The following is an 11,950-nucleotide window of genomic DNA, read 5'->3' as shown; positions in this document are numbered from 1 at the left end:
ACATCAACTTGAAAAAAATGTCAATTTAAAAGGTGGCTAATATCTTATTAATATAGAAAGAATTAAGTTTTAAAGAATAAATGAGAGGAATATTGTTCGAAGAAAGTAAGGGAATATTGTTGTTTATTAAATTACAAAAGAGTACTGCAACTTCCCTACAACCGCCATTTTCATATTCAATATTTAATGTGAAAATATTCACAAATAATTCATAACTCACCCGGTACAAATCGATAAAAGTATTATAATAATAGTAGATAGAGAATGTTACATTTAGGAGGTAAATCAATATGAAAGCAATCGTAGTTAGTAAAGAACACAAACCACAGGTAACTGAGAAAACATTACGTCCATTAAAGTATGGTGAAGCATTATTAGATATGGAATGTTGTGGCGTTTGCCATACTGATTTGCATGTAACACATGCAGATTTCGGAGATGTGACAGGAAGAGTATTAGGACACGAAGGGATTGGTGTAGTTAAAGAAGTTGCAGATGGCGTGACGAGTTTAAAAGTAGGAGATCGTGCTAGTGTCGCATGGTTCTATGAAGGATGTGGTCATTGCGAATATTGTACTTCAGGGCGTGAAACATTATGTCGTTCAGTAAAGAACGCAGGGTATTCTGTAGATGGTGGAATGGCTGAAGAATGTATCGTTAAAGCAGATTATGCTGTGAAAGTACCAGATGGTTTATCATCAGAAGCTGCTAGTAGTATCACATGCGCTGGCGTTACAACATACAAAGCTATTAAAGAATCAGGTATACAATCAGGACAGTGGATTGTCATTTCTGGTTTAGGCGGTTTAGGAAATCTTGCATTACAATATGCGAAGAAAGTATTTAATGCCAAAGTTATAGCCGTAGATATCAATGACAGTCAATTAGAATTTGCAAAACAATATGGCGCTGATATCACACTGAACCCTAAAAACGAAAAAGTCAGTGAATATATACAAGAGCATCTAGATGGCGCACATGCTGCAGTCGTTACAGCAGTTGCAAAATCAGCATTTAACGACGCTGTTAATGCTGTACGAGCAGGAGGTACTGTTGTAGCAGTAGGTCTACCTACAGAATCTATGGATTTATCCATCCCACGCCTAGTATTAGATGGCATACGCGTAGTTGGTTCACTAGTAGGAACACGCCAAGACTTAAAAGAAGCATTCCAATTCGGAGCAGAAGGACTTGTCGTTCCAAAAACACAAACACGCCCGATGGAAGACATTCAAGACATATTTACAGAAATGGAAGAAGGTAAAATTAACGGACGTATGGTGATAGATTTCCGTTCGTAAGTAAAACGTAAAAACCTGACTAATATAAATATATTATTATAAAAAAGGACCTTTTCGTTAGATTTTATTCTAATGAAAAGATCCTTTTTGTGTTTAAAAATTATGATTCAATGTATATTGCCTATAATATGAATAAGATATAGACTATCACACATCCTACTCTACTATTTTCTAGAACTGTACAGATATTTTATAGAAATTAGAAAATATCTGTAATCATATCACTTTTTTCTTTATCATTTTTATCCATATACTTTTGTATTAGTTGATTATCTATATTTGCGATATTTTTTAAAAATTGAGGTTCCACCTTTAAATCATCTAATAAAAATTCAGGTGATATTACTTTTTTATTAAAAAACAGGTCTAAAAGACTGTTCATTTTAACAGGTCTTGATAATTTAATATCCTTATCTAATGGTTCAATCTTTTTATATCCTTTTTTATTAATTGAAGTCCAAAAATATCGATATTGGACGTCACTCAATAAACCTAAATAATAAGCTCTCATTCCTATTGCTTGAATAGAAACAAACCATTTTTCTTTCAATAACTTTAAATGATCTGGGTTTGACTTTTTCGATAATTGATTAAAATCTTCGATAAATTCATCTTCAGGCAATAAAAATTCAGCAGCAAACATGTCTGCCTCTTTTTCAATTGTTTTGTATTCTTCTTGAGATAAAGTGTCAAATTGTATGTGACGATGTAAAACTAAATGTCCTAGTTCATGTGCTATATCAAAGTTTCTTCTTACAGCAACGCCCTTGTTATTTCCAAGTACAATATATGGAATATTGTTATCTGACCAAAAACTAAAAGCATCAACATCTTCATCAATATTTTTTTCGTAAACTACAATTCCTGATTTCTCTATGAAAAATAATAATTCATTATTTCTATTTTTACCCATCAAGCATTTTCTAGATAATTTAGCACTTTTTTTAATAAAAACTTTCCTACTTATATCTTCATGATATTCGTTAAATACTTCTTGAATAAGATCTAAAATCAACATACTGGGTTTTTTCACATATGCAAAAAGATAATTTGTAACATTAGAAAGATATGTTGCCTGATGATACTGTCTATTTAATATTTTAGTAGAAGCTTTATGATTTTTAGCTCTAAAGGCAATAGAATGTTTATCTACTGATTCATTTTGTAATAGACTAGGTTGTTCAGAAATAAAATACGTAGTTTTAACGTTAAATAATTTAGATAACTCATAAATTTTATTTATTTCTGGCATCATATTTTTAACTTCATATTGCCAAATCGCTTGTTCACTAACTTTAATTTCATCCGATAACTCTTTTCTACTAAACCCACATAACGTTCTGATATTTTCAAGATTTTTACCTATAAACACTTATCTCACCTATTCCTTTATTTCAAACCTTCCTCTTCTACTTCTTCAAGTACAAAACTGAAGTCCTTTTCAGCATCTGCTGAAGTTTTTTCTGATTCCATATCAGATTTAAGCACTTCTAAATCATCACTATCTATAGAATATGTTTCATCACTTTGAAGAATATCGTTTAACTCTTCAGTTAAATCTCGTAATATAATAGCTTTATTGTCTTTCGGATTAGGCATCCAAAGTTTAACAGAATTTAATTGAGCAGATAGTACATCTATATTATACGTAACAATATAGAATTCCTCTCCTTCATTAACTTTTTTGTTTTTTTGCGGTTTAAATAGTATATCATCTGCATTAGGTTGATATACACTCTTATATTCTTCTCTTTTAGCTTGAAAATCAACATCAATATTCTTTTCAACATAGTCAGCTAAGTATTTCTTTTCATTCTTTTCTTTATCACTCAAAGCATTTTTACCAAAAGTAACATTATTTTTATCAAAATATCTTTCGTTTTTCAAAATAAAAACCATGCGTTTTTCATTATAATCACTTTGCTCTTTAAACTCTAAGAATTTCCATGCGGGTCCTGCACTACGTTTTTGAAAATCTATATAACTTTTCACGTGGCTAGCTACTTCGCTATCTATATGGTTAGATTTTATATAAGCATACGCATCGCTAATATATAATTTTTTATTAGCTTCTTTACGAATTTCAATATAATCCTTATAACCAGAAACAATACCTTTAACAATAGAATTTAATAACTCATCCTGATTTAAAATCATCGAAAAACCTCCGATACTCAAAGTAATTAATATAAATATAAATCACGATTACTGAAAAATCAATTATTTTTTTAAAGTAAATACGCTTAAACACTTAATTATTTTAAATAATCCAAAATTTTTATATAAAAACTATAAAGCAATACATAAAAAACCTGACGCTTTTGCATCAGGTCTTTACTTTCATTCTATGTTCTATATTTCTACGATTTCATCGAACGTTGTGTTTTGTATAATGCCTTGTTCAAAGTTCATTCTTGTAGGGCTCTTATCTAATGCTTCTGTTTCGACGAAGCTCCATGCGCCTTCGTCATAGTATTGCCATGCTTTTTCGATTGCTTTTTCATATGTTCCTTTTATTAAAATTTTCTTCCCGAATTGTGGTAAGTTTTCAAACCAGCTTGTTGTTGTGTTATTTACGATATCTCCGATAAGTATCAACGCGGGTGATTGTTCATTGATTCCTTCTATATCGTTGATTATTGTGCTTACTTTGCCTTTATATGTTTGTTGTGTTGCTAGTGAAACGTTTGAAATGATGGCTACGTCATAGTTTGTTTTTGATTGTGTTTGTATTTCTTTGATTAAGTTAGGCAATCTCTTTAAACCCATGTATACGGCTATTGTTCCTCCATTTAATAAGGCGTCTATTTTTATTTGTTCTTCTCTTCCTTGTTGAAAATGTCCTGTCACAAATGTAATTTGATTAGCTGTGCCTCTTTTTGTTAATCCATGGCTTTGATATGATGCTGCAGCGCTAGCAGTAGTAATGCCTGGTATAATTTCATATGAAATATGATTTTCTTCTAACACTGCGATTTCTTCATCTACTCTCCCGAAAATAGCTGGATCGCCGCCCTTTAATCGAACTATATTTTTGTTAGTTTGACCATATTGTACGAGGAGTTTATTTATTGCTTCTTGTTTTATTTGTTTTTGATATGGTGTCTTACCTACATTTAATAATTCTACTGATTGGTTCGCTAATTGTATGATAAACGGATTTACGAGTCTATCGTATAAAATGACGTCTGCTTGTTTAATTAATTGTTCTGCTCTTCTTGTAATAAGTCTAGGGTCTCCTGGACCTACTCCAACTAAATAAACTTTACGAGAATTTACAGACATATAAATACTTCTCCATTTATAATTTCTGTTTCATAAGCTTCTACACAACCAGTATCTGGTGCTTGTACTTCTCCTGTATTCAAGTCTATTTTACGATCATGTAAAGGACAGTAAACATATTCTCCGCTCACTGTTCCTTCTGATAAAGGCCCTTGTTTATGCGGACATATATTGTGAACAGCTTTAACTTTTCCTGATTCTAAAAGGAATAATCCTATTTCTATATCATTGACGATTACTTTCTTACCGATTAACGGTACTAATTCATTTAGATTAGTTACTTTAATTTTTTCTGCCGCTTTCACCTATCTCACCTTCTCTACTTCAAATATTCTTCTAGATTCTTTATCGTTAATAATATTGTTCCATGGTTCTTCGCTCACAGCCTGCTTCGCTTCCATAATTCTGTTATATAAAGCTTCTTGTTTTTCCGAATCTAACAAGACTTCTTTTACATTTTCAAACCCCATTCGATTTATCCAAGGTGCTGTTCTTTCAGCATAAATGCCAGTTTCTCTGTAATACTGCATCAATGCACCACATAACTTAATCACTTCTTCTTCAGTTTTTACTGTTGTCAGTAACGTTCCTGCTACAACATCAGTACCACCGTTACCTCCAATATATATTTGGAATCCGTTCTCTACACCTATTACACCAAAGTCTTTAACACCTGACTCTACACAACTTCTCGGACAACCTGATACACCCATCTTAAATTTATGTGGTGTATCGATGTATTCAAATGTCTGCTCTAATTTAATACCGAGTTTTGTTGTATATTGTGTACCAAATCGACAAAATTCTTTACCTACACAACTTTTAACACTTCTTGTCTTCTTACCATATGCTGAAGCAGATCTCATATCTAATTCTTCCCATATTTCAGGTAATTCTTCTTTCTTTACACCGTATAATCCGATACGTTGTGCACCTGTAATTTTAACTAACGGTACGTCATACTTTTTAGCGACTTCACCTAATCTTATGAGTTGATCTGCGTTCGTTACACCACCTTGCATTTGAGGTATAACAGAGAACGTCCCATCATTTTGAATGTTTGCATGATATCTTTCATTTGCAAATCTAGATTCTTTTTCATCTTGATGTTCATTTGGATAAATCATATTTAAATAGTAGTTTAATGCTGGGCGACATTTCGGACAGCCATCTTTATCTTCGAAATCTAAAACATGACGTACTTCTTTTGATGTCTTTAATCCTTTCGCTCTAATTTGTGTAACGATTTGGTCTCGTGTTAATGATGTACAGCCACAAATACCTTCAGGCTTGTTCACTTCAAAACTATCACCCAGTGTATATTCCAACAGCTCTCCAATTTGTCCTTTACACTTACCGCAAGAGTTACCTGCTTTCGTCATTTTAGTGACTTCAGAAACTGATGTTAAACCTTCTTCTTTAATCGCTTGAACAATTGTCCCTTTAGACACGCCGTTACAACCACAAATTGTTTCTTCGTCATCCATATCACCAACGTTAAAAGTAGCTTCCCCTTCACCCACTTTATGTAAGAGTGAAACGAGCGTATATTCTTCTATTGTTTCATTTTTCTTCATCATATTGTAATAGCGGTTGCCATCAGCTGTTTCGCCGTATAGTACTGCACCTACTATTTTGTTATCTTCTACAAATATTTTTTTGTAAACATTATCTACACTGTTAAATGTTTCGATACCTTTAATACTTTCACTTGTATGAATTTTACCTGCACTAAACAAATCACAACCTGAAACTTTTAAAGATGTAAATGTAGTAGAACCTTTGTATCCCTCTGTTTCATTACCTGTTAAATAGTCAGCTAACACTTTCCCTTGTTCGTATAAAGGTGCGACTAAACCGTATACTTTAGAATTGTGTTCACAACATTCTCCGACAGCAAAAATGTTTGGATCACTAGTTCTCATAAAATCATCAACGATAATACCACGCCCAATTTCTAATCCTGCCGCTCTTGCTTCTTTAGTAATCGGTCTAATACCAACTGCCATCACAACCATATCCGTTTCTAATATTCGTCCGTCAGATAATTGGATAGCTTCGACTTGGTCTTCACCTAATATTTCTTGAGTGTTTGCTTGCAACTCAAATTTCATACCTTGTGCCATCAAGTCTTGTTTAAGCAATTCTCCAGCTTTCTTATCTAATTGCATTTCCATTAACCATTCAGCTAGATGTACGACTGTTACTTCCATACCTTGGTCAAGAAGCCCCCTCGCACACTCCAAACCTAGCAATCCGCCACCGATAACGACTGCTTTCTTTTTAGTTTTAGCCATTTCGATCATTTTCTTTGTATCTTCTATCGTTCTCCATCCGATCACACCATCTAAGCGAGAACCATTGATTGGTAATATAAACGAATTAGATCCTGTAGCGATAATACATTTATCGTATGCTACTTTAATATTATGTTCAGTCTTTACAAACTTATCTTCTTTATTGATTTCATCAACTTTATCTCCATTGATTAAACGTATACCATGCTCCTCATACCATTCATAAGGATTCATAATCGTCTCATCTATCGTCATCTTTTTTTGAAGAATATTAGAAAGCATAATACGGTTGTAGTTTGGATAAGGTTCTTTACCTATGACTGTAATTTCATATTTATTTGGATCTCTTATTATAATTTCTTCAATCGTACGGATACCTGCCATTCCGTTTCCGATCATCACTAATCGTTCTTTAGTCATTTCGACTCCTCCTTAAGCATTGCCCATAATTTATTACTTACTGCTTTCGTTTGTTTTACATCTTTACCTGATGAACTAATACTGATTTCGCATGATTGATATTGAAAAGTTTTCACGTTATAAAAATCAGATTGGTCCTTGTCCCCTGTATGATTAATAAGTTGATGACACGTTGCGTGCTGTCTTATTTGATCGTTTACTTTTGGGTTATTAGTTGAGATAAACACGATATTAGCTCCCTCTATATCGCCTTCTTTATACGTCCTTCTTATTAAGGTCAGTCGATTATCTTGTACTTGTTCAAATGCTTCTATAAAAGTAGGACTGACGACATTTATCGTGATGTCTTCATTATTAAGTGATAAATATTTTCGATATGCAATCTTTCCACCACCTACGATTACAATATGATATCCATCGATTTTTAATTGGATATTATACATAGCTTATCTCCCTCAATTTTTGAAGATGGTCACGAATCGCTTCTTGCATCCCCTCATCAAAATTAATAGCATCTGTATATGTGATTTCAGTATTTAACGCCATTTCTTTTATTTCAATTTTTGTCTTATTTACAAGAAAACCATCAAACATAAAATAAGGGACGATAAGTATTTTAGAATAGAATTTATCGAGGTCTGGTAAATATTTTTTATAGTTTAATGAACCATAAATAGTTAGTGGATAAACTGGATTTTGTATGTCTTTACACAAATCCTTCAGTGCAGAATCAGGCTCTTTATAAATAGAACTTCCATGTGCTAACACAACTACTGCCATATCTGATTCTTTATGTTGGTTTATTTTCGTTATGAGATGCTTCTTCATACTTAGATGATTACCAATTGGTTTAGATAAATGAACTTCGATATCTTTATGTTCTCTCTTTAAATCGTCGATTACATTAGGAATATCTATAAGAAAATGCTTAGCCTGAAACAATAAAACCGGCACTATATAAAACGTCCGAGTACCTTGTTGAATATTCGATTGCATCACTTGATCCAAGTTTTCTGTTTCACTTTCCAAAAAAGCTATTTCATAACCTTCGTATATATTATGAAATGAACTATATATAAATGACTTTAGTCTTTCATTAATATCGCCAGACCTCATACCGTGCACAACAAAAATAATTTTAGACATGACATCATCCCTTTCAAGTACATTATACTGTTAAATGTGATTATTTTCACAAATAAAAGCGAAGATAAGGGGACTCCCTAATAGAAAATCGGGAATCCCCGTAAATATTTTTCATACAAAAAAACAGGCCAGGACATAACTGTCCCAGCCTACTATATTCTTCATTTATTGTGATAACGCTAATTTAATATGCGCTAAATGGTGTTCTTCATGCCATGATAATTTTGCTACTTTAAATGCTACTGAAGTTTCTCCGTCATCTTCATGCGTAAATTTACGTTTCAATTGTTCTTCACTTAAGTTTCTACCAATTGCTACAATACGTTCATTCATTCCTTCAAGCATTCTAATTGAACATTCGACTGGTAATTCATTGTCTGGTGTTTCTATCCATTTTTGCTGATCAAATGCTGGCACAGTCGGCTTTCTATCATCCGTTAAAGCTAGTTTTAAACGTTGATACATATTCAACTGTGAATCTGCTATATGATGCACAAGTTGTCTTACTGTCCAACTGCCTTCCCTGTATTTCTTGTTCAATTCTGAAGGGCCTAATTCGTCTACCGTTTCTCTTAAGCGATTTGAATAATTCCCGATTTCATCCAGCCATTGTTGGATATGATCAAATGTTACATGTTCTGGAAACTGTAGTTCACCTATTGGAAACCTTGCATCCATCTTTATCACCTTTTCTCTTTTTATATGAAACATTTTGATTACACTACTAATATTCTCTATTTTAAAGAATTTAAACGTAGTGTCATAAATAGAACCATATTAAAATGGATTTTTATTTAGCCACTGTCCGCCATCCATCGTCATACAAGCTCCATTTATATAACCCGCTTCATCTGAAAAAATATAACGTGCTAATCCAGCAATTTCTTCAGTTTGCCCAAATCTTTTTAAAGGTACACTATTCAGTGATTGTTGGCGTGCTTCTTCTGAAAGTGATAACTTTTTAGAGCCACCTGTATTTTCAATAGGACCCGGTGCAATTGCATTTACTGTGATGCCATATTTAGTTCCCCATTCCACTGCAAGTGTTCTTGTCATAGCGAGCACACCTGCTTTTGCGCTGGCCGAATGGATAACACCAGCACCTGCACCCCATGAATATGTTGCAACCATATTGATGATGCGGCCTTTATGCCCAGTTTTAATCCATTCTTTACCTACAGCTTGAGAGCAATACCATGTACCATTTAGCACAATATCTATAACGGAATTCCACCCATTAATCGACAAATCTTCAGCTGCACATAAAAAGTTTCCAGCTGCGTTATTAACTAGCCCATCTATTTTCCCAAAAGTCTTAACTGTTTCATCAACTGTATATTGAACTCTTTCTGGGTCTCTAACATCCATATCTATACAAAGGATTTGGCCTTCATACTGCTCAATCTCTTGCTTTGTCTTCTCGAGATTTTCTAATTTACGGCCTGTAATAACGACTTTTGCACCTTCTTCAGCGAATCTTTTCGCCATCCCTTTTCCCATTCCACTACTGCCACCTGTTACAATAATCACTTTATCTTTCATATATACTCTCCTTAGTAATACAAAATATAATTCTTATAGTAAGCGCTTACACATAAGTGTACAACATGTTTTCAGAAAGAACAATTGTAATTCATTATAGCAGTATATTAAAAAACAGAAGACACTCTTTTATAACCTCAAGAATGTCTTCTTCTATAATTAAAAGAATAAAATGGAGTCATTAGTTTAGTCGATATCCGAAGTGAAACACAAATAAACATTAAAAAAAGATAAGTTAAAAAATAATTAATGTGTTTAAATATCTTTTTAAACTTAAATGGTTATGAGTTAGAAGTTAATACAAAAGAAGCTATAAATTTTACTGTTATGATAGCATCACATGATCTACAAGAAGATGATATTGAACAATGGATCTTAAAGTACATAAAAATAAAGTGAGTTTACTGAAGAAATATTCTCATAGAAAAACACCTTTGCACAATTCATTTTAATATGAATTGTACGAAGGTGTTTTTAATTTATTCTCCTGAACCTACTTCTTCGCCATCTTCATCGTATTCTGTAACGACACCGTCTTCATCAATAATATAAGAACCTGCTAAGTTACCGTCTTTATCTAAGAATGAAAAGCCCCATTCTCCGTCATCATTTTTTTCTGGTTCTTTAAATGTATATTTGTCGGTATCTAACTCTTCTCCTTCATAAGATTCTACTTTATCTATCACATTGTCTCGCGTAACTTCTTCATTTTCATCGTCTTCATCCATATCATTGGATTTATTTTCTTCTTTAGTTGTACCATCAAACATTTCTACTACTCTTTCTATTTCTTCATCTGATGCATCATATAATTTCACAACTTTCGGGTTGTTTATAATGCTTTCAGATTCTTTTTGTGACCAATCATCATCTTCCAACCATTTTTTATCATGGAAGTGTGATGGCACATCATAAATTGAAATAGTACCATCATTATTATTTTTATAAACTACTTGCCCAGCAGCTGTAGGCGTACCTGCCAATCGTTGTACCCCTTTAGGATATTTGATAGTATGCTCTTTGTTATATGGATTTAAATATTCGCCTTCTATTGAATCATGGCTTAGTTCTGGTTTCATGCCGCTAGAATTGTCTGAATCTCTATAGCTTGGTAAAGCTGTCAGCCATACTTGGGCATAATATTCATCACTATTCGTATCTTCTTGAGATGTACTACTGTCATTCTTTGTCTCCAAGCTTTCTCCATATTTAATTTTATTTTCTAGCTCTGAAATTTTATTGTTATCTTTATGATTATTATATAAATCCGCAATATTAAAACTCGCGAATGTCTCACTATCTTTCACATCATTATAATCTGAAATAGGAGATTGGGTATATATGTAAACAACTTGGTCTTTATTTATACCTACTATTGTTGCGTAACTACCTTTAGAAGGTGACATTCCATAGAACTTCATACCATCAGGTTTATTCGCCATTTTTCCTAATTCTGGACTTTCCGATAATTCTACTTTATCTACAGAATGTTTTATTTCTTCACCAGCTCCAGTTTTTTGTGTATAGCTGCCAGATAATAATTCATCTGCAGTTATGACTTCAGAATCTATTTCAGGTTCTAACAAAGTCATCGCAACACTTTGTGTTTCTGAAATGTTAGTTACTTCTTTATCTGAATTCGATTTAGAAGTTTCATTATTGCTGTTACTATCTTGTGCATTTTGATTCTTTTGTTCGCTTTTTTGTTCATTGTTACTTGAGTCTTTATTCTCAGGTTCATTACCTATACTAATACTACAACCTGCAATTGTTACCGATGACACTAATACAATGCCAAAATAAAATATTTTTTTCATAAAAGGCATCCCCTTTTTTAATTATTAGAAAATATTCACATCTATTGTAACAAAGATAATGGTTGTGAAATGTATAAATCATAATATTTAAAAATTATTAAAGACATATTTTAGGAGAATCGATGATAAAAAAAGAAGCTGA

Annotated in this window: 11 protein-coding genes; 1 reads left to right on the top strand and 10 read right to left on the bottom strand. The window is 32.7% G+C overall.

Annotated elements, in window-relative coordinates; genetic code table 11:
* Window positions 1-290: 290 nt before the first annotated feature.
* The gene (adhP, locus tag ACNMOQ_RS01150; protein ID WP_135032045.1) at window positions 291-1,301 is read left to right on the top strand and encodes an alcohol dehydrogenase AdhP; all 1,011 of its coding nucleotides are present in this window, start codon (window positions 291-293) and stop codon (window positions 1,299-1,301) included.
* Window positions 1,302-1,500: 199 nt separating this feature from the next.
* Here adhP and ACNMOQ_RS01145 read toward each other — a convergent pair whose 3' ends face one another.
* The 10 genes from ACNMOQ_RS01145 to ACNMOQ_RS01100 all read right to left on the bottom strand — a co-directional run bounded on the left by ACNMOQ_RS01145 (window position 1,501) and on the right by ACNMOQ_RS01100 (window position 11,808).
* Window positions 1,501-2,673 (bottom strand): spr1629 family repressor/antitoxin, encoded by a 1,173-nt coding sequence (locus tag ACNMOQ_RS01145; protein WP_416350137.1) that lies wholly within the window; start codon window positions 2,671-2,673, stop codon window positions 1,501-1,503.
* 17 nt (window positions 2,674-2,690) lie between these two features.
* Complete coding sequence (locus ACNMOQ_RS01140; protein WP_218708502.1) at window positions 2,691-3,458, bottom strand: spr1630 family ClpXP-sensitive toxin; 768 nt, start codon at window positions 3,456-3,458, stop codon at window positions 2,691-2,693.
* 195 nt (window positions 3,459-3,653) lie between these two features.
* A complete protein-coding gene (gene cobA, locus ACNMOQ_RS01135; RefSeq protein WP_416350136.1) occupies window positions 3,654-4,586 on the bottom strand; it encodes a uroporphyrinogen-III C-methyltransferase in 933 nt (310 codons plus the stop codon).
* The gene (locus tag ACNMOQ_RS01130; RefSeq protein WP_416350135.1) at window positions 4,577-4,891 is read right to left on the bottom strand and encodes a nitrite reductase (NAD(P)H) small subunit; all 315 of its coding nucleotides are present in this window, start codon (window positions 4,889-4,891) and stop codon (window positions 4,577-4,579) included. Before ACNMOQ_RS01130 ends, cobA begins: the two co-directional genes overlap by 10 nt.
* Window positions 4,892-7,303 carry a nitrite reductase large subunit NirB gene (nirB, locus tag ACNMOQ_RS01125; RefSeq protein ID WP_416350134.1) on the bottom strand — a complete coding sequence of 804 codons (2,412 nt, stop codon included), beginning with the start codon at window positions 7,301-7,303 and terminating at the stop codon, window positions 4,892-4,894.
* Window positions 7,300-7,746, bottom strand: coding sequence for a precorrin-2 dehydrogenase/sirohydrochlorin ferrochelatase family protein (locus ACNMOQ_RS01120; protein ID WP_218708510.1), 447 nt, complete (start codon window positions 7,744-7,746; stop codon window positions 7,300-7,302). The genes nirB and ACNMOQ_RS01120 overlap by 4 nt, the downstream gene beginning before the upstream one ends.
* Window positions 7,739-8,449, bottom strand: coding sequence for a sirohydrochlorin chelatase (locus tag ACNMOQ_RS01115; RefSeq protein WP_416350133.1), 711 nt, complete (start codon window positions 8,447-8,449; stop codon window positions 7,739-7,741). The genes ACNMOQ_RS01120 and ACNMOQ_RS01115 overlap by 8 nt, the downstream gene beginning before the upstream one ends.
* Window positions 8,450-8,614: 165 nt before the next feature.
* Complete coding sequence (locus ACNMOQ_RS01110; protein WP_416350132.1) at window positions 8,615-9,127, bottom strand: YfiT family bacillithiol transferase; 513 nt, start codon at window positions 9,125-9,127, stop codon at window positions 8,615-8,617.
* A 99-nt stretch (window positions 9,128-9,226) separates the two neighbouring features.
* Window positions 9,227-9,991 carry a 2,4-dienoyl-CoA reductase gene (gene fadH / locus ACNMOQ_RS01105; protein ID WP_070045032.1) on the bottom strand — a complete coding sequence of 255 codons (765 nt, stop codon included), beginning with the start codon at window positions 9,989-9,991 and terminating at the stop codon, window positions 9,227-9,229.
* A gap of 479 nt (window positions 9,992-10,470) precedes the next feature.
* Window positions 10,471-11,808 carry a hypothetical protein gene (locus tag ACNMOQ_RS01100; RefSeq protein ID WP_416350131.1) on the bottom strand — a complete coding sequence of 446 codons (1,338 nt, stop codon included), beginning with the start codon at window positions 11,806-11,808 and terminating at the stop codon, window positions 10,471-10,473.
* Window positions 11,809-11,950: the final 142 nt, after the last annotated feature.

It is taken from the genome of Mammaliicoccus lentus (genome assembly GCF_947036595.1).
Classification (GTDB): Bacteria; Bacillota; Bacilli; order Staphylococcales; family Staphylococcaceae; genus Mammaliicoccus; species Mammaliicoccus lentus.
Note: the sequence above shows the minus strand (reverse complement) of the source record. Positions and strands in the feature narration are given on the sequence as shown.

Excerpts from the sequence above, each read along its gene's own strand:
- adhP (WP_135032045.1), top strand. The coding sequence starts at position 291 with ATGAAAGCAATCGTAGTTAGTAAAGAACACAAACCACAGGTAACTGAG.
- ACNMOQ_RS01140 (WP_218708502.1), bottom strand. The coding sequence starts at position 3,458 with ATGATTTTAAATCAGGATGAGTTATTAAATTCTATTGTTAAAGGTATT.
- cobA (WP_416350136.1), bottom strand. The coding sequence starts at position 4,586 with ATGTCTGTAAATTCTCGTAAAGTTTATTTAGTTGGAGTAGGTCCAGGA.
- nirB (WP_416350134.1), bottom strand. The coding sequence starts at position 7,303 with ATGACTAAAGAACGATTAGTGATGATCGGAAACGGAATGGCAGGTATC.
- ACNMOQ_RS01120 (WP_218708510.1), bottom strand. The coding sequence starts at position 7,746 with ATGTATAATATCCAATTAAAAATCGATGGATATCATATTGTAATCGTA.
- ACNMOQ_RS01115 (WP_416350133.1), bottom strand. The coding sequence starts at position 8,449 with ATGTCTAAAATTATTTTTGTTGTGCACGGTATGAGGTCTGGCGATATT.
- ACNMOQ_RS01110 (WP_416350132.1), bottom strand. The coding sequence starts at position 9,127 with ATGGATGCAAGGTTTCCAATAGGTGAACTACAGTTTCCAGAACATGTA.
- fadH (WP_070045032.1), bottom strand. The coding sequence starts at position 9,991 with ATGAAAGATAAAGTGATTATTGTAACAGGTGGCAGTAGTGGAATGGGA.
- ACNMOQ_RS01100 (WP_416350131.1), bottom strand. The coding sequence starts at position 11,808 with ATGAAAAAAATATTTTATTTTGGCATTGTATTAGTGTCATCGGTAACA.